Source organism: Paraburkholderia silvatlantica (assembly GCF_003096715.1).
GTDB classification, from domain to species: domain Bacteria; phylum Pseudomonadota; class Gammaproteobacteria; order Burkholderiales; family Burkholderiaceae; genus Paraburkholderia; species Paraburkholderia silvatlantica.
On sequence record NZ_QEOL01000023.1, the window covers coordinates 24581 to 44728 of the forward strand.

The window sequence follows — 20148 nt, forward strand, 5'->3', positions numbered from 1 at the left end:
GTCACATCACGAACAGCATCGCCGCGAACACCGCATAGAGCCAGCCGACATGCGTGAGCTGACGGCTGCGCACCTTCGGCGCGCGAAACGCCCATTGCAGGAACAGAATCGCGACCATGGTCGTCACGGCCGCGAGAATCGAGGGTGTGCCGAGACGCCACGGCGTGAAGAAGAGGCCGAACGCCGTCGGAATGGTGGCCTGAATCATCATCGCGCCGCTGATGTTCGCCAGCGCCAGCCGCTCCTTGCCCTGACGTACCCAGATGATCGCGTTCATGATCTCGGGCAGCTCGGTGGCGATCGGGCTGAACAACACGGCAGTCAACTGCGGGCTGAGGCCGAGGAACGGCCCCACGGCGCCGATCTGCTGCACGAACAGGTGCGAGGCCGCGAAGATTACCGCGAGCGCGCCCAGCGTCTGCAGCAGAATCCACACCATGGCTGGATTGTCGTCGTGCGGGCGCAGCTTCAGCGGCTCGAGATCGCCTTCCACTTCGCCGCTGTCTTCGGCGGAAAGCTCCTTCCAGCAATAGAACGCGTAGGCCGCGAGAAAGGCGATTCCCAGTACCGGCTTGAAGCTGAACACGACGAGCCCGAGCGCGATCTTCGCCACGAAGATCGCGAGGAACCAGAGCTGGTCGCGCCGCAGACGGCGCGTATTCACGTCGACGGTGGCCGCGCGCTCGCGGCCCACCCGCTTTGCGGTTGCAAGCAACGCGACGCCCACGACGGCATAGGCGATCGTGCTGAGCGCGAGCGGCCCGCCAATCGCGGCGCCTACGCCGATTTCCTTGTGCGCGGGATCGCCGCCGAAAGCGACCGCAACGAGCGTGACCACGCTCTCGGGCAGCGCCGTGCCGAACGCCGCGAGGATCGTTCCGGTGGCGGTTTGCGTGACCTTGAGCTTGTAGCCGAGCCACTCGACGCTATTGACGAAGGTCTCGCAGGACAGGTAGATGATGCCGGCCGCGGCAATGAGCAGGGCGAACGTCAAGATCATGACGAACGCTCCATGGCGCAAACGAGGAGTGGATGCGGGGCGAGACGAGTCATTGTTTTTGCCGTGTTGTGCGAGCCGGGCACCGAAACCATGACGTTTCCCTTCGCCCGGCCCGGGTGAAAGGGAAAACGTCATAGGTCTCGTCAGGCCGCGCAACTGCAGCGATTCGCTGCAGTCATTCGCAATACGGCTGCCGGCGCCATGGTGCAGGGGCACCAATTATGTTGACGGCGGCGCAACGCCAAGGCAGGCGTTGCAGACTACTCCCCTAAGACAGGGGGTGATTATAGCCGAAGTTCATGGCGGCGAGCGATTATCGGCGCGCCCGCCGCATGCATCTCGCGCGAGGCGAATCAGAACTTGTGACGCAACCCGACCATCACCATCGCCTGCTTGTCGTTGGCCGCGTCGTTGCCGAAGTCGCCGAACGAGGCGACTGCGTTGACGAGCTCGCCCGTCTGCGCATCGATGGTCTTGCCCGACGCCTTCTGGTAGCCCGCGAGTGCGTAGATATCGGTGCGCTTCGAAAGGAAGTAGTCGCCGCCAAGGCTGAACTGGTTGTAGCTCGCGTCCACGCCGTTGCCGTGACCCTTCGTGTAGTTGTAGCCGAAGCCCGCGAGCGCGACCGGCGTGACCTGATAGTTGATGAAGGCCTGGCCCGTGTTGAACTTCGTGTTGCTGTTCGCGCCGGCGGCGCTCTGATAGTTCGCATACTCGACATTGCTGTACGCGAGGCCGGCCGTCACCGGCCCATACGTGTAGTCGCCGGCTGCGCGAATGATCTGCAGCGAATTCGCGGAGACGAAGCCGCCCGTGATGGCGGCGGAATCCACGTTGACGTCGGTGTTCGGGTTCAGGCCGTCGAACGTCGCAGCCGTGCCGCTGTTGCTGTTGGCCTTGAAATAGCCCGCGCCGAAGCCGAACGGACCATGGTTGTACGCCGCCGCCACGGCCCACGTCTGGCCCGCACCGGTGCTGCCCGGCTGGCCGCCGAACGCGTACATCGCGCTCATCTGCAGGCCGCCGAAGTTCGGGCTCGCATACTTGATCGAGTTGCTGGTGCGGTAGCTGTTGTCGTAGTTGTCCATGTCGCCCGGCGTGGCGAACGCGGAGCCGAATGCGCCGTCGTTGGTGAGCGGCTGCAGCAGGTCGATGAGCGGATCGTACTGGCGGCCGAGCGTGACGGCGCCCGCGCTGCTCGAATTCAGGCCGACCATGGCCGTGCGGCCGAAGAGGCGTCCGCCCTGGCCCTGCTTGCCGTTGTCGATGTTGAAGCCGCTTTCGAGCTTGAAGATCGCCGAAAGGCCGTTGCCGAGGTCCTCGGTGCCGCGCAGGCCCCAGAGGTTCGGCGACAGATTGCCGGACATCATCTGGAATGTACCGCCCGAACCGTTCTTGCCCTGCTGGTTGCCGAACCAGGCAACTGCGGTGTCGAGCGAGCCGTAGAGCGTCACGCTGCTTTGCGCGTGGGCGATGGAGGCAAACGATGTCAGTGTGAAGGCGGCGGCGAGAGCGGTTCTTTTCATTGAATGGTCTTCGTTGGTGAGCGGCATGTATGAGAGTGGAATCGCGGCGCGAAGGCACGCCAAGGCATGGTTTTGCCGACGGCCGGAATTCAGCGGCGATTATGCGTAACGCCTTCCGTGGACGAATTCGAAAAAACGGAAAGACTGCGTTTCAGAAATCGCATGAGCGCGAACGCGCCGCCAGTGCGGCTTCACAAGGATCCGACCTGCGCAGGCGTTGTTTTTTTGCGGTGAATTTCCCCGGTTGATAAGAATGACTAAATGAATATCGAGGCCAGAATTTGTCCGTATGCGATTAAATATTTCTTCATTTTCATGCGGATGTTTGGCGAAAGCCGCGCCTCTATCCTTGCCTCACGAGTCGCAACGCGATTCGATGCCGGAACGGGCAACGCTTCCGGCCATGACCGATAGCCCCGGCCCGCGAGGCCGCACAGGAGAAACGAGGTGAGGATATTCAAGAGCGGCGCGTGCACCGCAATCATGCTGTCGATATCGGCGCTCGCGCACGCACAGGCGGCGAGCGCACCGCAGGCGAGCGTGCAGCAACTGGCGAGCGCGCAAGTCCCGCAGGCCGAAGCGCCGGTCACACGTGCACAGGTGCGCCGCGAACTGGTGCACGCCGAGCGCGACGGGCAGATCCAGACGCTCGATCGAACGCTGTACGCGCATCACTGAAGCCGCAGCGTTTCCGTCGCGGCGAAGCAGGCCGCGCGCCGTGACGGAACCTCGCATCGCGGCCACTCACAACATCGGCTCAATCCATCCCATTCATGAAATCACGCATTCTTTCCTACGTGTTGCGCGCCGCGCTGTGCGTTACGGTCGCCGCCGCCTTCTCCGGATGCGCGAACCTGCATCCGCAGCCCAACGGTCCCGGCGACTGCGTCGGGCCGGCGGGCTTCTGTGTGCCGTTTTTCGGTTCGTAATTTGCGAGGCCGGTCTTCCTGCCGCCGTGTTCGCGTGCCGCTGCGGGTGTCCGGCGGCGCGCATAATACGCGTTTCGACGGCACATTCACGATCCGCGTCTACGAGGAGACCCATGAGTCGCGATATCCGCACCGACGCCGAAGTCCTCGCATCGTGGCAGCGTAACGCGGCGCCCTGGATCGCCGCGGTGCGCGGCGGCGAGATCGCGAGCCGCCGGCTCGTGACCGACGCAGCGGTGCTCGACGCCGTGCTCGCGTGCGCACCGCGCAGCGTGATCGATCTCGGCTGCGGCGAAGGCTGGCTGGCGCTCGCGCTCGCGCGCCGCGGCGTCGCTGTCACGGGCGTGGACGCGGTGCCCGAACTCGTGGAGGCCGCGCGTGCGGCGGGACTCGCGGACTGCCGCCTGCTAACCTACGAGCAGGTCGCGCAGGGCGCATTACCCTGCCGCGCCGATGCGGTGGTGTGCAATTTTTCGCTCATCGGCGCGACCTGCGTCGATGATTTGCTGCACGCGGTGCCCGCGTTGCTGGAGCCGCAAGGCACACTCGTCGTGCAGACGCTGCATCCGCTCATGGCATGCGGCGACGAATCTTATATCGACGGCTGGCGCGCCGGATCGTGGGCCGGATTCAGCCGTGCGTTTCGCGACGCGCCGCCGTGGTACTTTCGTACGCTCGAAAGCTGGACCGCGTTGCTCGACATGAGCGGTTTCGATTTGCGCTCGCTGCGCGAGCCGCTCGACCCGCGCAGCGGCAAGCCGGCTTCCGTATTATTCATGGCGCAACGGCGCGCTTGACTCCGCCCCGCGTGCCGCTGCAAACGAGGAGACGGCGACAATGGCAATGATTTCTCACGTGTATATCGGCGTGAACGATTTCGAGCAGGCATTGACGTTCTATTCCCCACTCATGCAGGCACTGGGCTTCGTGCTGAAGTTCCGCGAGCCCGACTACCCCTGGGCGGGCTGGATGGAACCGGGCGTGCCGCGTCCGCTCTTCCTCGTTGGCCGGCCGTGGGACGGTAAGGCCGCGCAATCCGGCAACGGCCAGATGGTCGCGCTGCTCGCGCCTTCGCGCGCGGCAGTCGACGCCGCCTACGCCGCCGCGCTCGCGCACGGCGGCGCCGACGAGGGCGCGCCCGGCCTGCGCCCGCACTATCACCCGAACTACTACGGCGCGTACTTTCGCGACCCCGAAGGCAACAAGCTTTGCGTCTGTTGCCACGATCCCGCGGACCATTGACCCGCCGCGGCAAGTCATCACACGGGCGTCCCATTCGCTGTGCTACCCTTGCCTCGCCTTGGGCCGAGGGTGCCGTGCGCGCGTGCGAACGTCCGCCGGCGGACGGCCCGATGTATCGAAGTCGAAAATCGAAGTCGAAAATCGAAGTCGCCAATCGAAGTCCTGAACCAGAGTCACGAGCCGCGCCTCATCGCGCGCATGCGCCGTGACAACGACCAATAACAGGAAGAAGACCCAGATGAAAAAGCACGAGATACAACGCGCAGGTGCGCGCGGCCGCTTGCGCGCACTGATTGCCGCCGTGGTGCTGGCGGGCGGCGCACAAGCCGCGCATGCGGCCACGGAAATCCAGTTCTGGCATGCCATGGAGTCCGAACTCGGCGAGCGCGTGAACGCGATCGCGCAGCAATTCAACGCGTCGCAGAGCGAATACAGGATCGTGCCCGTCTTCAAGGGCACCTACGACCAGACGCTTGCCGCCGGCATCGCGGCCTATCGCAGCGGCGACGCGCCCGCCATCCTGCAGGTGTACGAAGTCGGCACCGCCACGATGATGAACGCGAAGAAGGCCGTGCTGCCCGTGTACGACGTGATGAAGACCGCCGGCGTGCCGCTCGACGAAAAGGCCTTCGTGCCGACCATTGCGAGCTATTACAGCGACGCGAAGACGGGCCATCTGGTGTCGATGCCGTTCAACAGCTCGACCCCGGTGCTCTACTACAATCGCGACGCCTTCAGGAAGGCCGGCCTGCCCGACGCGCCGCCGAAAACCTGGCCCGAAGTCGCCGAAGCCGCCGCGAAGCTCAAGGCTTCGGGCATGAACTGCGGCTTCACCACCGGCTGGCAGGGCTGGATCCAGATCGAGAACTACAGCGCGTGGCACGGCGCACCGATTGCGACACGCAACAACGGCTTTGACGGGCTCGACGCGCAGCTCGAGATCAACAAGCCGCTGCAGGTCGCGCACATCGCCTTCCTGCAGAACATGGCAAAGCAGGGCACCTTCACCTATGTGGGCCGCAAGGACGAGGCCACCGCCAAGTTCTATAGCGGCGACTGCGGCATCATGATGGGCTCGTCGGGCGCGCTGGCGAACGTGCAGCAGTACGCGAAATTCAGGTTCGGCACCGGCATGATGCCGTACGACCCGAGCGTCAAGGGCGCGCCGCAGAACGCCGTCATCGGCGGGGCGAGCCTGTGGGTGCTGGGCGGCAAGAACCCCGAGGTCTACAAGGGCGTGGCGAAGTTCCTCGCCTATCTGAGCTCGCCGGCTGTCGCCGCGAAGTGGCATCAGGACACGGGCTATCTGCCGGTGACGAAGGCCGCGTACGAACTCACGCAGCAACAGGGCTTCTACGCGTCGCATCCGGGCGCCGACACGGCCACGAAGCAGATGCTCAACAAGCCGCCGCTGCCATGGACCAAGGGCCTGCGCCTTGGTAACATGCCGCAGATCCGCACGATTGTCGACGAAGAGCTCGAACAGGTGTGGACGGGCGCGAAGACCCCGCAGCAGGCGCTCGATTCGGCCAACTCGCGCGGCAACGACCTGCTCAGGCGCTTCGAGCAGCAGGCGGCGAACTGACGGTCCAACGCACGTGAAGTGATCCGGTGCCTCGGGCGAGGCGTCGGGCAGCGCCCCAAAAGGCCGACGCCAGTCCGGTCTTTTGGGGCGCCTGCCTTACGCTCGGTGGTCGCGGCGTTAGAACCACGCGTCCTGCATGTCGAGCGTGGTGCGGTCGAGCGAGGCGAGCAGATCGAATTGCGCGCCGGTTTTCGGCAACTCCCATGCGAAGAAGTAGGCGGCGGCCGCGAGCTTGCCGCGATAGAAGTCCGCCTCGTCGCCGTGCGTCCTGTCGAGCGCCGCGCGTGCCACGAGCGCCTGTTCGAGCCACACCCAGGCAATGACCACGTGGCCGAACGCTTCCAGGTACACCGAAGCATTGGCGAGTGTCACCGCCGGGTCCCCTGCTGCCCACAACTGCCGCGTGACTTGCGTGAGCCGCTCGAATGCGGCTGCGAGCGCACTGGCGTGGGCGGCCTCGTCTACTGTGCCCGAGGCGTGTGCGCGTTCGAGCGTGGCTTGCACGCGCTCCCCGAAGATCCTGAGCGCCGCGCCGTCCTTGATGACGACCTTGCGGCCAAGCAGGTCGAGCCCCTGAATGCCGTGCGTGCCTTCGTGGATCGGATTGAGACGGTTGTCGCGATAGAACTGTTCGACGTTGTACTCGCGCGTGTAGCCATAACCGCCGTGCACCTGGATGGCGAGATCGTTGGCCGCGAGACACCATTGCGAAGGCCAGCTCTTCGCGATCGGCGTGAGCAGGTCCAGCAGCAGCGAGAGCGGCTCGCGTGCCGTGCCGCCGGCGGCACCCGCTTCATCCACGAGTTTGGCGCACCAGAGGTTGAGCGCGAGCGCGCCTTCCACATAGCTCTTTTGCGCGAGCAGCATGCGGCGCACGTCGGCGTGCTCCACGAGCCTCACCTGCGGCGAAGCCGGATCTTTACCCGCCGCGCCCACAGGACGCCCTTGCGGACGGCTGCGCGCGTAATCGAGCGCATGCAGATAGCCGGTATAGCCGAGCATCGTCGCGCCGAGCCCCACGCCGATGCGCGCCTCGTTCATCATGTGGAACATGTACGCGAGTCCGTGATGCGGCTCGCCCACGAGATAGCCGATTGCGCCCGCGCGGCCGCCCGGTGTGTGCCGCGTGCCTTCGCCGAAATTCAGCAGGCAGTTCGTCGTGCCGCGATAGCCCATCTTGTGATTGAGGCCCGCGAGCACGACGTCGTTGCGCTCGCCGCGCGAGCCGTCCTCGTTCACGAGGAACCTGGGCACGACGAACAGCGAGATGCCTTTGACACCCGCAATGAGCTTGCCGTCGGGGCCGGGAATCTTGGCGAGCACGAGGTGCACGATGTTCTCGGCAAGCTCGTGCTCGCCGCCCGAGATCCACATCTTGTTGCCGCGCAGACGATATTGCGCGCCGAGCGGGGAATCGCATTCGAAGTCGGCGCGCGTGGCGATATCCGAAAGCGACGAACCCGCTTGCGGCTCGGAAAGGCACATCGTGCCGAAGTAGCGGCCTTCCAGTTCGGGGCGCACGAAGGTGTCGATCTGCTTTGCGCTGCCATGCGCGAGCAGCAGGTTCGCGTTGCCGATGGTGAGCAACGGATAGGCGCTCGTGCCGACGTTCGCCCCCTTGAACCACGCGAAGCCCGCCTTCTCGACGACGAGCGGCAACTGCATGCCGCCGTATTCGTAGTCCTGGCCCGCGGCCATCAAGCCTGCGTCGCTGAACGCCTTTAACGCCGTCTTCACCTCGGGGATGATCGTGACCGCTTCGCCGTCGAAGTGCGGCTCGTGCTGATCGTTCTTCTTGTTGTGCGGCGCGAAGAGGTCAGTGGCGATTTTTTCGCAGGTGTCGAGCGCGGCGTCGAAGGTCTCGCGCGTGTGATCGGCGTAGCGCGGAATACGCGTGAGGCTTTCGACATCGAGCCATTCGTAGAGCAGGAAGTTCAGATCGCGGCGGGAAAGGATCAGCGACATGGCGGAACGGTCTCGCATCATGAGAGGAGAAGGCGCCTAGCGTACCTAAAATAGAACGATCGTGCCATTGGTAGTGGCTCCAGCGGCGCCACGGTCCCCATGCCCAGATAAATGGGGTTCGTGCCGCAAAAGGGAAAAAATCTGGCCCATGGCGCTGAAAGGGTTTGCAAAATACTTGTTCCGTAAAGGATTTCCTGAAGTTTCTCCATGTGCTGCCGTAAACGTGTGCGCGGGTCCCGATTTTCCTGTCGAGCTCGCCAACGAGTCGCGCCGACGCCATGACGGCGGCTCTTTTTGCAGCCGAATTCAATCAGGCGCATCAAGGTCCACCAGCCGCCGCCGCATTAACGCCTACCGGCAACTTTTTTTCTCATCCAAATGTCGTTCATGCTGGCAGATTCGCCAGATCGCGCGCGCCATACAGGAGGTGCCCGGCCTCGTCGCATTGTCGTGATAATGTCGTGCGCCGCCCGGGGTGAACGAGTGATGAACAAGTGGTGAACAAGGAAATCCTCCCATGATGAGCGTGGTGGGCTGCATCGTCTACAAGCACAATCTGTGGCTCGTCGTAATCGCGTTGCTGATCTGCGCCGCGGGCTCGTGGGTCGCCGCGCGGCTCGTCCTGCGCGCGTTCGCCACGCATTCGCTGCAGCGCATGGGCTGGTCGTTCATCGCGGCCGTCGTCGCCGCCGCCGATATCTGGTGCACGCATTTCGTCGCCATGCTCGGCTTCGAACCGGGCGTGCCGATCGCCTTCGATCCCGTGCTGACCATCATGTCGCTGCTCATCGCGCTCGTGGGCAGTTTCGCCGGGTTTCTGCTCGCCACGAGCCATGCCGCGAACCGTCTCACGCGCGCCGCGCCCGCGCTGGGTGGCGCGATCGTCGGGCTGGCGATCGCGCTCATGCATTACGCGGGCATGCTCGCCTATCGCGTCGAAGGCATCGTGATCTGGAATCGCATTGGGATCGCCTTGTCGATCGTGTTTGCGGTCTCGATCAGCGCGCTTGCGCTGCATCTCGCCGGCGTGGCCGCAAGGCGCCTGCAGGAGACCGCGGCGAGCGCACGGGCAAGCGCCGGCGCGTCCGCGCGTCTCGTGGCGGGCGTGCTCGCCCTCGCCATCGCCGCGCTGCATTTCACCGGCATGTCCGCGTTCCAGGTCGTGCCGATGCCGATCGACGGACACTTTTCGAATCCTGCCGCGCTGCATGCGCTGGCGCTCGCCGTGGCGTGCATGGCGCTCGTGATCGCGGGCGCGGGCTGCGTGAGCTTCCTGCTCGACGACAGCGTGCGCGCCGAATCCGTCGAGCATCTGCGCACGATGGCGATGAGCGACATGCTCACCGGCTTGCCCAATCGCGCGAGCTTCAACGCACGCATCGACGCCGAACTGGCGCGCACGCAGGACACGCGCAAGCTCGCGCTCATCGGCATCGACCTGAACCGCTTCAAGGAAATCAACGACCTGCACGGCCATCATGCCGGCGACGAAGTGCTGCGCATTCTCGCGCGGCGTCTTTCGAGTCTGATGCGCGAAGGCGAGTTCGTTGCGCGCATGGGCGGCGACGAGTTCGTGGCGCTCACGCGCTTCGCCTCGCGCGAGGAACTCGGCGATCTGCTCTCGCGCCTCGAAACGGCGCTGTACCGGCCGGTGCGCTACGACGACGCCGAACTGCTTTCGGGCGCGAGCCTTGGCGTCGCCATCTATCCCGACGACGCCACCACCAAGACGGTGCTCATCAACAACGCCGACCTCGCCATGTACCGCGCGAAGGCGGACCTGTCGCAGTCGGTGTGCTTCTACGAGCCGGCGATGGACGAGATCGCGCGGGCGCGCCGCTCGCTCACGCACGACTTGCGCGAGGCGCTCGCGCGCGGGCAGCTGAGCGTGCACTACCAGGTGCAGACCTCGATCGCGAACGGCGAAATTTGCGGCTATGAAGCGCTGCTGCGCTGGGAGCACCCGCGGCACGGCTTCATCTCGCCTGCCGAATTCATCCCGCTCGCCGAGGAGAATGGCCTCATTCTCGGCATCGGCGCGTGGGTGCTGCGCGAGGCATGCGCGCGTGCCGTTTCGTGGTCGCCGCCTTACAAGGTGGCCGTGAATCTTTCGCCCGTGCAGTTTGCGCACGCGGACCTGCCGAAGCTCGTCGAGACCGTGCTGGTCGAGACCGGCCTCGCGCCCGAGCGGCTGGAACTGGAACTCACCGAGACGACCATTTTCGCGGACCGCGAGCGCTCGCTCGACGTGCTGCAGCGGATCAAGGCGATCGGCGTGAGTATCGCGCTGGACGACTTCGGCACCGGCTACTCGTCGCTCGACACGCTGCGCTCGTTCCCCTTCGACAAGATCAAGCTCGACCAGTCTTTCATCAGCGAGGCCGGATCGAGCCGCCAGGCCACCGCGATCATTCGCGCGGTGCTCGCGCTCGGCAAGAGCCTCGGCATTCCGGTGCTGGCCGAAGGCATCGAAACCGAGGCGCAGCTCACGCTGCTCGCCGACGAAGGCTGCGACGAAGTGCAGGGCTATCTGCTCGGCCGCCCGGCGCCGCTCAGCCATCTCGTGGCGAGCGGGCAGCTGTCGCTCCTCGCCGACGACGAACAGGCGCTGGGCGCCGTGCGAGGTTAAACGCCGCTTCGTCAGGCGTGCGTGAGCGTTCTTCGCAGTGCCGCGAAGAACAGCTCCGACTGCAATCGCTCGCCCTGAATCTGGTCGGCCACGCGCTGCGCGAGATCGGCCGCCACGGGCCGCAACGCACGTCCGGTGGAGCCTGCGAGCACCTGCGCGGCGCACGCGCGCTCCAGGTAATAGAGGTCGTCGAACGCGTAGTCGATGCGCTCGCCGCACACCACCACGCCGTGGTTGCCGAGGAAGCCGATATCCTTGCCGGCGAGCGCATGCGCAATGCGCTCGCCTTCCTCGGGGCCGAGCGCGAGCCCGTTGTACTCGCGGTCGAGCGCGACGCGGCCGTGGTAGCGCATGGCGTTCTGCGACAAGGTCGTATCGAGCCCGCAGTCCTCCGTGAGGGTGAGAGCGGTGGCGTACGGCATGTGGGTATGCAGCACGCAGGCCTTCCTTGCGATTGCATGGATCGCGGCGTGAATAAACATCGCCGTCGGCTCTACGGCGTGGCGGCCGGCCATGACGCTCCCCTGTGCGTCGACGATGACGATATCGTCGGCCATCACCTCGCTCCACATCAGGCCGCGCGGGTTCAGCAGAAAGAGGCCGTTTTCGCCGGGAAGCTCGACGCTGAAGTGATTGCAGACGCCTTCGCCCAGTCCGAAATGCGCGGCGGCACGCAGCGCGAGCGCGAGGTCTGCGCGCAGCGTCGCGACTTCCGGGTAGTGGAATAACGCTTCGCTGGCTCCGGCACGATGCACTGCGTTGCTCATGGGTCGTGGCTCCTGTTTTTCAGATGACCGCGTTGCGTTGGTGTTCGAGAAGCATAGCTCGCGCATGCGTTCCGTGTACGGGTCGATGTTGCGCACCGCGAAACGCCGCGCCCGTCCGCGCGTCGGCAGCGGCTTGAAGCGGCCCGCTCCTGACGGCGCAATCCTGTGAACACCTCCCCTTAAACCCGGCTTTTCGAGCGATTAACCAGGGGGTGGTTGCCTGACAATCTCCGGAAACGCGGGGTGGGCTCGCACTTTCTCGAGGCAGATATGTCAAGCAGCATTACGATCACGGACGAACTGGTTGCTGAAATCGCGAACCGGATGGCCGACGAGGGCCAGAAGGTTTCTCCCATGGCCATCTGGTCCGAAGTGCATACCGGCTCGGTGGTCGCAGTGGCTGCCTCGCTGCGCAAGTGGCGCGAAGAGCGTGCGCCGCGCCTGCAGCAGGTCGTCGAACGCCCCGCATTGCCGGAAGCCGTGACCGACACGATGCGCGACGCGCTCGACCGTCTGTGGACGTCGGCCCAGGACGAGGCCGAGCGCGCCGTGGCGCGCCGCCTGCAGTCGATGCGCGAGCGCGTCGAGGACGCCTGCGCCGAACGCGACAACGCGCTCGAGGAATTGCAGACCACCGTCCAGGAACTCGACGCCCTGCAAGTCGAGCTCGACAAGATGACGCGAGCCTACGAGACCAAGGCCGATGCCGGGTCGGGTCTGGAGGAGGACATCGCGAGCGCGATGCAGCGCGCGGACGCTGCGGAAAAGCGCGCCGAGGAACTGGCCGGGCGCGTTGCGACGCTCGAGGCGGAACTGGAGCGCGCGGTCGCCGAACTGGCCGCCGAGCGCGAAGCGCACGCGAGCCAGGCCGCCGAAGCCGAAGCGGCGGCAGCAGCGGCCGCGGCGGGCGAGCAGGCCGGGTCGGCAGCCTTGACCGGGAACGACGAAGCGGAGCGCGCAGCGCTGGAAGCCGCCCACGCGGAAGCGGTTGCGAAGCTCGAAGGCGAACTGGAAGCGATCCGCGCGGCGCTGCAGGCCGAGCAGGAAGCGCACGCGGCCCAGCGTGAACAGGCCGCCGGTGCGCAGGCCGAGCGGGATGCCGCCGCAACCGAACTGCAAAATGCGCAGCAGCAGCTCGCCAGCCTGAGCGACGAGCGCACGGCCGACGCCTCCGAAATCGCACGTCTCACGGCGAGCCTGACCGAGGCGCAGGAGCGTGCCGACGCCGCGCAACAGCGCGCGACCGAACTCGCCGAACTGGGCGAATACGCCAGCGCCGCGGCGTCGAGCGAAGCCGCCGAGGGCGCAGCCGAGGCACAGCCCGGGGCCGCCGATCCGGAAGAAGTCGAGGCGCTGAAGGCCCAGCTTGCCAGCGAGACGGCCAGGCACGCGGCCGCGATGACCGATGCGCGCGAGAACATCAAGCGCTGGTCCGAGTACGCGAACGGACTGAAGCAGCAACTGGCCCAAGCCAACGAAAAGGCGATCGTGGGGCTTGCCCGCAGCGCCGGCGAAGCCTCGCTGAGCCGCCGCCTCGCCGCCGAGCTGGGCCAGGTCGTGCCGGAGCATGAACTGCTGCGCAAGGAATCCCAGCAGCAAGTGGTCGTCGAAGCGGTCAGCGCCCATCTCGAGCAGCAGGGCTATGCCTACGACGCAAAGACCGGCATGGTGACGAAGCTGAACACGGAGAACGCGCCGGCCTGAGCGCGACCGTAGACCGTCCGTTTGATGGCGCATCGCGAGCGCGGTGCGCCAAGCCGTTTTCTCCGTGACCGCTGCCTGAGTGCAGCGGTTTTTTTTCACCCTTCCCGATGGATCCGCAGGCTGCTGGTGCGTTACGTGCAGCCGAACGGCTTATGTTATGGGACGTTACGCTCAAGATCGCGAGCGGGGAAGTTACGACCATCGTGGGTGCGCGGTTGCGCATAATGTGCCGGAGGCGGGCCGCTGCGCCCGCTCCAAAAAAGCTTGACCTGGAGTGCACTCGAAGTCCCACCATTCAGAACGTCGATGAGGAGAAGCGCATGAAGATTGGCGAACTGGCCGCACTCACGGGCCTTTCGGCCCATACGATCCGCTACTACGAACGTATCGGGCTGATTCCCTATGCCGTGCGCAACGCAACAGGCCAGCGTGCTTATGACCGCTCGGTGCTCGAATGGATCGAGTTTCTGGGCCGTTTGAAGACCACGGGCATGCCGATTCAGGGCATGTTGCGCTACGCGCAACTGCGCGCGGCGGGCAAGGCAACCGAGCGCGAGCGCGGCGAATTGCTGGCGGCGCATCGCGAAGCGGTGCGTGCGCAGGTGGCGGAACTCAAGGCGTGTCTTCTCGTCCTCGACAACAAGATCGAAGGTTATTCCCACGCCATGCAAAGGAACGAGAATGCACACAACGATGAATCAACGCAGCGACGCCCAGCAGGAAAGCCGCCTCGCAAGAGGCAAGCGCATGCTCTCGGCGATTGACGGCAGCGGCGGCGAGCACGTGATCGACTCGCTTGCCGACATCGCGCCGGATTTCGCGCAGTATCTGCTCGAATTTCCGTTTGGCGACATCTATGCGCGGCCGGGTCTCGACCTGCGCTCGCGCGAGATCGCCACCATTGCGGCGCTCACGGCGATTGGCCACGCGCAGCCGCAGCTCAAGGTCCATATCGCTGCGGGCCTGAATGTCGGCCTCACGCGCGAGGAGATCGTCGAGACGATCATGCAGATGGCCGTGTACGCGGGCTTTCCCGCAGCGCTCAACGGCCTCTTCGCGGCGCGTGAGGTGTTTGCCCGCGAGGGTATGCGCACTGACGTGGCGGCAACGCAATCCGCGCCCGATCACGCCGTCGATTGACGGCATTGCGAGGGGCCGGTTAGGCTCGGGCCATGCGCCCATCCAAAGTCGATCTGAATCTCTTCGTCGTGTTCGAGGCCGTCTATCGAACGCGCAACCTCACACGCGCGGCGGAGTTGCTTTTCATCACGCAGCCCGCCGTGAGCAACGCGCTCGCGCGCATGCGCAAGTCGTTCGACGATCCGCTGTTCGTGAGCACGCCGGCCGGCATGATGCCTACGCCCGTTTCCGAGAACATCATTGGGCGCGTGCGCGAGGCGCTGCAGTTGCTCGATTCGAGCACCCATGCCGGCGAACGCTTCGATCCGGCCTCGTCGCAGCGAACCTTCCGGCTCAGCATGAACGACCTGACCGAGACCATGCTGCTTCCCGCGCTGGGGGAGGTGTTGCAACGTCTCGCGCCAGGCATCCGCATCGAGAGCTACTTCACGACGCGCCGCGACGTTCCCGAAGCGCTGGCGAGCGGCGCGGTCCATCTGGCGATCGACGCGCCACTCATCGACGATCCGTACCTGGAGCAGGAGCCGATGGGCCGCGACCGTTACGCGTGCATGCTGCGCCAGGGCCATCCGTTCGCGAAGAGGAAGCTCACAATCGACGACTACCTGCGCTTCGGCCATATTCATGTGTCGAGCCGCCGGCAGGGGCCCGGCCTCGTCGACACCGAACTCAACAAGCTGGGGCTCAGGCGCACCATCCAGACCCGCGTTCAGCATTATCTCGTTGCGCCGTCGATCGCAATGCGTACCGATCTCGTCCTGACCGCGCCGCTCATGTTGCTCAAGCGCTATGACGCACGCATCCTGGCGCTGCCGTTCGATCTTCCCGATCTCGAGACGCATGGCTACTGGCACCGCAGCGTCGCGGCCGATCCGGCCCATCGCTGGCTGCGCGAGCAGATCGGCCGTCTCATGCGCAAGCAGAGACCATAGGCCGTAGGTGTCACGAATCGTTATGGTGCGGTATCACCAGAATAAATTTCCTGAATAGCCTGTGTCCCGGTATCGTTTCCGTCATGCTCAGACGAGGTCGGCATGGCGGAACTTTACCTGGTACGGCACGGGCAGGCGTCGTTCGGCGCCGGAAACTATGACGAGCTTTCATCCCTCGGCGTCGCCCAGTCGCGCTGGCTGGGCGAATACTGTGCGCTGGCGGGCCTGACGTTCGATTGTGTCGTGACCGGCACGATGCGGCGGCACGCGCAGACCGCCGACGCTTTGCTCGCCGCGATGGGCGGCGCGCCCGTGGAAATCGTGCAGGACTCGGATCTGAACGAGTACGATTTTCACGCGCTCTTTTCCGCGCTCGGCGAGAGCGGTCTGGCGCCCGGCCTGCTCGCCCAAGGCTCGAAGAGGGACTTTTACAAGGGGCTCAAGCAGGTCCTGCAGCTTTGGTCCGAAGACAAGCTTCCAGGGCGCATTCCCGAGACCTGGGGGCAGTTCCAGGCGCGCGTGGAACGCGCGCGTCTCGCCATTCAACGCTCGGGCGGCAAGCGTGTGCTGGTGGTGAGTTCGGGCGGACCGATCGCCGTCTTCACGCAACAGGTTCTGCAGGCGCCCGCCGCGGCGGCCATCGCGCTCAACCTGCAGATCCGCAACAGCAGCGTGAGCCAGTACGTCTTCAATGACAGCGCCATGTCGCTGCTCACCTTCAATACCTTGCCGCATCTCGAACAGGCCGGGAGGCGCGAACACGTTACCTATGGCTGATTCGAATCCGGATTCCCGCTCCATGATGAATGCAAGTCTTCAGTTCGATGTCGATGCACTCGCGCGTTATCTGGCCGCGCACGTACCCGGCTTTCGGGGGCCCATGGCCGTCGAGAAGTTTGCCGGCGGACAGTCGAACCCCACGTTTCTGCTCGAGGCGCAAAGCGGCCGCTATGTGCTGCGGCGTCAGCCGCCGGGCGAACTGCTCAAGTCCGCGCATGCCGTGGACCGCGAATTCCGCGTGCTGAGCGCGCTCGGCGACACGCCGGTTCCTGTCGCACGGGCCCTGCATCTTTGCGAGGACCGCGACGTGATCGGCAGCCTGTTCTACGTGATGAGCTTCGAAGAGGGCGAAATTTTCTGGGACCCGTCTTTGCCCGCGTTGTCCGCCGGAGAACGCGGTGCTGTCTACGATGCGCTGATCGGCACGATGGCGGCCTTGCACGATGTGGATGTCGAGGCCATTGGCCTCGCCGGCTACGGTCGCGCGGGCAACTACTTCTCACGGCAGATCGACGTGTGGACCAGGCAATATCTCGCGGCGCAGACCGACGACCTGGACGCCATGCAAGCGCTGATCGACTGGCTGCCCGCGCATTGTCCGGCCGAAACGGGTAAGGCGGCGCTCGTGCACGGCGACTTTCGCATCGATAACCTGATTTTCCACCGAGGCACGCCAAAGGTTCGCGCCGTGCTCGACTGGGAACTCTCCACGCTCGGCAATCCGCTCGCCGATCTCGCGTACTTCTGCATGTGCCTGCGGCTGCCGCCCAAAGGCCATATCGGCGGTCTCGCGGGGCTGGACAGGGCGGCGCTCGGCGTGCCGGACGAGGCCGCGATCGTGGAACGGTATTGCAGTTCGCGGGGAATCGGATCGATCGGAAACTGGAATTTTTACCTCGCGTTCAGTTTCTTCCGGCTCGCGTCGATCGCGCAGGGCGTGAAGAAACGTGCGCTGGGCGGCAACGCATCGAACGAGAAGGCGCGCCAGGTGGGCGAAATGGCCGGTGCGCTCGCGAAGATGGGTGTGGACGTCATCTGACGGCGCGCTGACGGCGTCTACATGTCGATCTATTGAGGAGACAATAGTGACTACTAATTTATTCGATCTGAGCGGAAAGATTGCTTTGGTCACCGGCGCGAGCCGCGGCATTGGCGAAGAGATCGCGAAGCTGCTCGCGCAACAGGGCGCCCACGCGATCGTGTCGAGCCGCAAGCTCGACGACTGCGAGACCGTGGCGCGCGGGATCGGGGAAGCGGGCGGCAGCGCCGAGGCGTATCCGTGCCACGTGGGGCGTCTCGAAGACATCCAGGGCGTGTTCCAGCACATCCGCTCGAAACATGGCCGGCTGGACATACTCGTGAACAACGCGGCCGCGAATCCGTATTTCGGCCACATTCTCGACACCGATCTTTCGTCCTTCGAGAAGACCGTGGAGGTCAATCTGCGCGGCTACTTCTTTATGTCGGTCGAGGCGGGCAAGCTCATGCGCGAGCACGGCGGCGGCGCGATCGTCAATACAGCTTCCGTCAATGCGCTGCAGCCCGGCGACAAGCAGGGCATCTATTCGATCACGAAGGCCGCGGTGGCCAACATGACGCGGGCGTTCGCAAGGAGTGTGGCCCGCTCGGCATCCGCGTGAACGCCTTGCTGCCGGGCCTCACCAAAACAAAATTCGCCGGTGCGCTGTTCGAAGACCGGGCCCTGTACGAAAGCTGGATGACGAAGGTTCCGCTGCGCCGCCACGCGGAACCCCGCGAGATGGCCGGCACCGTGCTCTATCTCGTCTCCGATGCGGCGAGCTACACCAACGGCGAGTGCATCGTCGTCGACGGCGGCCTGACGATCTGACCATGAAGGCGGTGCGCGTCATTCATGCTCGCGCCGCCCGACATTCACCTGGATTCAAGGAAGAGCAAGATGGACTTTGCCTATAGCCCGAAAGTCGAAGCGCTGTGCACGCAATTGCGCGCGTTTATGGACACGCATATCGTGCCGCGCATCGGCCAATGGCACGAAGAAGTGAGCGCGGGGCAGTATCCCGTTTCCTTCATGGAGGACCTGAAGGAGAAGGCGCGAGCCCAGGGCCTCTGGAACCTGTTCCTGCCGCATCTGCGCGATGACGAGCCGGGCACGCGGCTGACCAATCTCGAGTACGCGCCGCTGGCCGAGATCATGGGGCGCGTATCGTGGGCCTCCGAGGTGTTCAATTGCAATGCGCCGGACACGGGCAACATGGAACTGCTCCATATGTTCGCCACGCCTGCGCAGCGCAAAAAGTGGCTCGAGCCGCTGCTCGACGGCAGGATCCGCTCGGCGTTTGCGATGACCGAGCCCGCAGTCGCCTCGTCGGACGCGACCAACATCACGACGTCCATTCGCCTCGACGGCGACGACTATGTGATCGATGGCCGCAAGTGGTTCATTACGAACGCCGCGCACCCGAATTGCCAGATCTTCATCGTCATGGGCAAGACGGACCCGGAAGCGCCCGCGCACCGTCAGCAAAGCATGGTTCTCGTGCCGCGCGACACGCCGGGCGTGAAGATCATCCGCAATATCACGGTGGTCAATCACACGGCGCCGGAAGGCCATTGCGAGATCGAATTCAAGGGCGTACGCGTGCCGCGCTCGAATCTGCTCGGCGAGGAAGGCAGCGGCTTTGCGCTCGCCCAGGCGCGCCTCGGACCGGGCCGCATTCACCACTGCATGCGCTCGATCGGCGCCGCCGAACTGGCGCTCGAACTGATGATCGAACGCGCGCAGGCGCGCACGGCGTTCGGCAAGAAGCTCTATCAGCAAGGCACGGTTGGCGAGTGGATCGCGAAGTCGCGCATCGAGATCGATCAGGCGAGGCTCTTCGTGCTGAAGGCCGCCTGGATGATCGACAACGTGGGCGCGAAGGAAGCGCGCAAGGAGATCGCGATGATCAAGGCGCTCGTGCCGGGCGTGCACACCGCCGTATGCGAGCGGGCGATCCAGACCTTCGGCGCGATGGGGCTGAGCCCCGACACGCCGCTGGCGGACAGCTGGACCTGGGGGCGTGCGTTGAAGTTCGCCGATGGCCCGGACGAGGTGCATCTCCAGAGCATTGCGCGCATGGAGGTCAAGGCGCGGCCCTATGAACCGGGCCGTGAGAGTCCTTACCTGACGCGTTAGCGAGCCGTCGCCGGTGTTAGTGCTCACCGCGCCGGACAGGATCGTCACTCCGCCTCCGCCTCGGTTGCCGGGGCAGGTTCCCGCCCTTCAGGACTGCCGCGATGGGCGGGCAGCGTGGAGCCTGGCTCACGCATGAAGTCACGATCGTCCTCGAACGAACCCGCCGGCCCCAGGAACAGGCCTGGACCTGGCCTTCGGGGCGGCCGATGGGTCGCCCGGAGCGGTTGTCCGTAACGCCAGGTTTACGGACAGATGCCGACTCTTACTTTCCGCGCATGCCTGGAATATGCTCCTACAAGCCATATCGAAGCCGTTTTCCGCCAGGACAGTCACTCCATGGGAAACAAGATGGTCATCCAAAGGCTCACAATCCGCGCTGCCTCGGGCAAGCTCAAGATCATCCCGGTATGGCGCTGCCTCGCACAAAGCAGTGTCAAGGTAGTCCGCTGGAGCGTCTGTGCCGATCGCGGCACGGCCGTGGACTCGATGACAGTCGACATTCTCGAGATTGATCCGCGCCGAACGGCGGAAATCAGTACCGTGCTCGGTAAGGCACCACTGGAAATGAGCGTGACAACGTTGAATTTGACAGTAATCTCGACTCCCAAATCCGCCAACGATGTAGAAAACCCACGCGAGGCAGCGGATTCGCTTTGACCCGAACGCCCACGCCAGGCGCATCGGGCGAGCCCTCATCGCCAGGATTGAGCGGACCTTCCTGCCGTGGCCCCAGTATCTTCATGGTGTGTGCATATGTGCCTCCTGTTCGGGCTGTGAGCCTCGTGGTAAACG

At 64.8% G+C, this 20148-nt stretch carries 19 protein-coding genes, 1 pseudogene and 1 riboswitch; of the genes and pseudogenes, 16 read left to right on the plus strand and 4 right to left on the minus strand.

Annotated features, from left to right (window positions below; all coding sequences use genetic code 11):
- Position 1 precedes the first annotated feature (1 nt).
- Both C7411_RS26550 and C7411_RS26555 read right to left on the minus strand, forming a co-directional pair.
- Positions 2 to 1000, minus strand: a complete 999-nt coding sequence (locus C7411_RS26550) for a sodium:calcium antiporter (RefSeq protein ID WP_110386998.1) — start codon at positions 998 to 1000, stop codon at positions 2 to 4.
- Between the two features lie 105 nt (positions 1001 to 1105).
- A riboswitch (yybP-ykoY riboswitch) is annotated at positions 1106 to 1281 on the minus strand.
- A 72-nt stretch (positions 1282 to 1353) separates the two neighbouring features.
- Positions 1354 to 2526 carry a porin gene (locus tag C7411_RS26555; RefSeq protein ID WP_110386999.1) on the minus strand — a complete coding sequence of 391 codons (1173 nt, stop codon included), beginning with the start codon at positions 2524 to 2526 and terminating at the stop codon, positions 1354 to 1356.
- A gap of 447 nt (positions 2527 to 2973) precedes the next feature.
- On the opposite strand from C7411_RS26555, the gene C7411_RS26560 reads away from it, so the two are divergent.
- The 5 genes from C7411_RS26560 (at position 2974) to ugpB (ending at position 6282) form a co-directional block, all read left to right on the plus strand.
- Positions 2974 to 3204, plus strand: a complete 231-nt coding sequence (locus C7411_RS26560; RefSeq protein ID WP_243413360.1) for a DUF4148 domain-containing protein — start codon at positions 2974 to 2976, stop codon at positions 3202 to 3204.
- A gap of 95 nt (positions 3205 to 3299) precedes the next feature.
- Entirely contained in the window at positions 3300 to 3455 is a 156-nt protein-coding gene (locus C7411_RS37640; RefSeq protein WP_165822896.1) for a hypothetical protein, read from the plus strand.
- A gap of 113 nt (positions 3456 to 3568) precedes the next feature.
- A complete protein-coding gene (locus C7411_RS26565) occupies positions 3569 to 4252 on the plus strand; it encodes a class I SAM-dependent methyltransferase (protein ID WP_110387000.1) in 684 nt (227 codons plus the stop codon).
- Between the two features lie 46 nt (positions 4253 to 4298).
- Positions 4299 to 4697 carry a VOC family protein gene (locus C7411_RS26570; RefSeq protein ID WP_110387001.1) on the plus strand — a complete coding sequence of 133 codons (399 nt, stop codon included), beginning with the start codon at positions 4299 to 4301 and terminating at the stop codon, positions 4695 to 4697.
- A 238-nt stretch (positions 4698 to 4935) separates the two neighbouring features.
- Entirely contained in the window at positions 4936 to 6282 is a 1347-nt protein-coding gene (ugpB, locus tag C7411_RS26575) for a sn-glycerol-3-phosphate ABC transporter substrate-binding protein UgpB (RefSeq protein ID WP_110387002.1), read from the plus strand.
- Positions 6283 to 6399: 117 nt separating this feature from the next.
- On the opposite strand, the gene C7411_RS26580 is transcribed toward ugpB, so the two are convergent.
- Positions 6400 to 8247, minus strand: coding sequence for an acyl-CoA dehydrogenase (locus C7411_RS26580; RefSeq protein ID WP_110387003.1), 1848 nt, complete (start codon positions 8245 to 8247; stop codon positions 6400 to 6402).
- Between the two features lie 148 nt (positions 8248 to 8395).
- Between C7411_RS26580 and C7411_RS37135 the strand changes: the two genes are divergently transcribed.
- The gene (locus C7411_RS37135) at positions 8396 to 8701 is read left to right on the plus strand and encodes a hypothetical protein (RefSeq protein ID WP_133253707.1); all 306 of its coding nucleotides are present in this window, start codon (positions 8396 to 8398) and stop codon (positions 8699 to 8701) included.
- A 63-nt stretch (positions 8702 to 8764) separates the two neighbouring features.
- Positions 8765 to 10876, plus strand: coding sequence for a putative bifunctional diguanylate cyclase/phosphodiesterase (locus C7411_RS26585; RefSeq protein WP_110387004.1), 2112 nt, complete (start codon positions 8765 to 8767; stop codon positions 10874 to 10876).
- An 11-nt stretch (positions 10877 to 10887) separates the two neighbouring features.
- Here C7411_RS26585 and C7411_RS26590 read toward each other — a convergent pair whose 3' ends face one another.
- Complete coding sequence (locus C7411_RS26590; protein ID WP_110387005.1) at positions 10888 to 11643, minus strand: aldolase; 756 nt, start codon at positions 11641 to 11643, stop codon at positions 10888 to 10890.
- A gap of 270 nt (positions 11644 to 11913) precedes the next feature.
- On the opposite strand from C7411_RS26590, the gene C7411_RS26595 reads away from it, so the two are divergent.
- The 9 genes and pseudogenes from C7411_RS26595 (at position 11914) to C7411_RS26635 (ending at position 20013) form a co-directional block, all read left to right on the plus strand.
- The gene (locus tag C7411_RS26595; RefSeq protein WP_110387006.1) at positions 11914 to 13347 is read left to right on the plus strand and encodes a DNA-binding protein; all 1434 of its coding nucleotides are present in this window, start codon (positions 11914 to 11916) and stop codon (positions 13345 to 13347) included.
- A 107-nt stretch (positions 13348 to 13454) separates the two neighbouring features.
- A complete protein-coding gene (locus C7411_RS26600; protein ID WP_207786568.1) occupies positions 13455 to 14111 on the plus strand; it encodes a MerR family transcriptional regulator in 657 nt (218 codons plus the stop codon).
- The gene (locus C7411_RS26605; protein ID WP_243413361.1) at positions 14095 to 14487 is read left to right on the plus strand and encodes a carboxymuconolactone decarboxylase family protein; all 393 of its coding nucleotides are present in this window, start codon (positions 14095 to 14097) and stop codon (positions 14485 to 14487) included. Before C7411_RS26600 ends, C7411_RS26605 begins: the two co-directional genes overlap by 17 nt.
- 32 nt (positions 14488 to 14519) lie before the next feature.
- Positions 14520 to 15419: a LysR family transcriptional regulator gene (locus C7411_RS26610; protein WP_110387008.1), complete on the plus strand. Its 900-nt coding sequence runs from the start codon at positions 14520 to 14522 to the stop codon at positions 15417 to 15419.
- A gap of 102 nt (positions 15420 to 15521) precedes the next feature.
- Entirely contained in the window at positions 15522 to 16196 is a 675-nt protein-coding gene (locus C7411_RS26615; RefSeq protein WP_110387009.1) for a histidine phosphatase family protein, read from the plus strand.
- A gap of 22 nt (positions 16197 to 16218) precedes the next feature.
- A complete protein-coding gene (locus tag C7411_RS26620) occupies positions 16219 to 17238 on the plus strand; it encodes a phosphotransferase (RefSeq protein WP_110387096.1) in 1020 nt (339 codons plus the stop codon).
- Positions 17239 to 17284: 46 nt separating this feature from the next.
- Positions 17285 to 18048: pseudogene (locus C7411_RS26625) on the plus strand (SDR family oxidoreductase).
- 69 nt (positions 18049 to 18117) lie between these two features.
- Positions 18118 to 19356 carry an acyl-CoA dehydrogenase family protein gene (locus C7411_RS26630; protein ID WP_110387010.1) on the plus strand — a complete coding sequence of 413 codons (1239 nt, stop codon included), beginning with the start codon at positions 18118 to 18120 and terminating at the stop codon, positions 19354 to 19356.
- A 336-nt stretch (positions 19357 to 19692) separates the two neighbouring features.
- Positions 19693 to 20013 carry a hypothetical protein gene (locus C7411_RS26635; protein ID WP_110387011.1) on the plus strand — a complete coding sequence of 107 codons (321 nt, stop codon included), beginning with the start codon at positions 19693 to 19695 and terminating at the stop codon, positions 20011 to 20013.
- Positions 20014 to 20148: the final 135 nt, after the last annotated feature.

Coding starts and splice junctions, on each gene's coding strand:
- C7411_RS26615 (WP_110387009.1), top strand. CDS start 15,522: ATGGCGGAACTTTACCTGGTACGGCACGGGCAGGCGTCGTTCGGCGCC.
- C7411_RS26610 (WP_110387008.1), top strand. CDS start 14,520: ATGCGCCCATCCAAAGTCGATCTGAATCTCTTCGTCGTGTTCGAGGCC.
- C7411_RS37135 (WP_133253707.1), top strand. CDS start 8,396: ATGGCGCTGAAAGGGTTTGCAAAATACTTGTTCCGTAAAGGATTTCCT.
- C7411_RS26635 (WP_110387011.1), top strand. CDS start 19,693: ATGGGAAACAAGATGGTCATCCAAAGGCTCACAATCCGCGCTGCCTCG.
- C7411_RS26580 (WP_110387003.1), bottom strand. CDS start 8,247: ATGTCGCTGATCCTTTCCCGCCGCGATCTGAACTTCCTGCTCTACGAA.
- C7411_RS26555 (WP_110386999.1), bottom strand. CDS start 2,526: ATGAAAAGAACCGCTCTCGCCGCCGCCTTCACACTGACATCGTTTGCC.
- C7411_RS26595 (WP_110387006.1), top strand. CDS start 11,914: ATGTCAAGCAGCATTACGATCACGGACGAACTGGTTGCTGAAATCGCG.
- C7411_RS26585 (WP_110387004.1), top strand. CDS start 8,765: ATGATGAGCGTGGTGGGCTGCATCGTCTACAAGCACAATCTGTGGCTC.
- C7411_RS26630 (WP_110387010.1), top strand. CDS start 18,118: ATGGACTTTGCCTATAGCCCGAAAGTCGAAGCGCTGTGCACGCAATTG.
- ugpB (WP_110387002.1), top strand. CDS start 4,936: ATGAAAAAGCACGAGATACAACGCGCAGGTGCGCGCGGCCGCTTGCGC.
- C7411_RS26600 (WP_207786568.1), top strand. CDS start 13,455: ATGGATCCGCAGGCTGCTGGTGCGTTACGTGCAGCCGAACGGCTTATG.
- C7411_RS26590 (WP_110387005.1), bottom strand. CDS start 11,643: ATGAGCAACGCAGTGCATCGTGCCGGAGCCAGCGAAGCGTTATTCCAC.
- C7411_RS37640 (WP_165822896.1), top strand. CDS start 3,300: ATGAAATCACGCATTCTTTCCTACGTGTTGCGCGCCGCGCTGTGCGTT.
- C7411_RS26620 (WP_110387096.1), top strand. CDS start 16,219: ATGATGAATGCAAGTCTTCAGTTCGATGTCGATGCACTCGCGCGTTAT.
- C7411_RS26605 (WP_243413361.1), top strand. CDS start 14,095: ATGCTCTCGGCGATTGACGGCAGCGGCGGCGAGCACGTGATCGACTCG.
- C7411_RS26550 (WP_110386998.1), bottom strand. CDS start 1,000: ATGATCTTGACGTTCGCCCTGCTCATTGCCGCGGCCGGCATCATCTAC.
- C7411_RS26565 (WP_110387000.1), top strand. CDS start 3,569: ATGAGTCGCGATATCCGCACCGACGCCGAAGTCCTCGCATCGTGGCAG.
- C7411_RS26570 (WP_110387001.1), top strand. CDS start 4,299: ATGATTTCTCACGTGTATATCGGCGTGAACGATTTCGAGCAGGCATTG.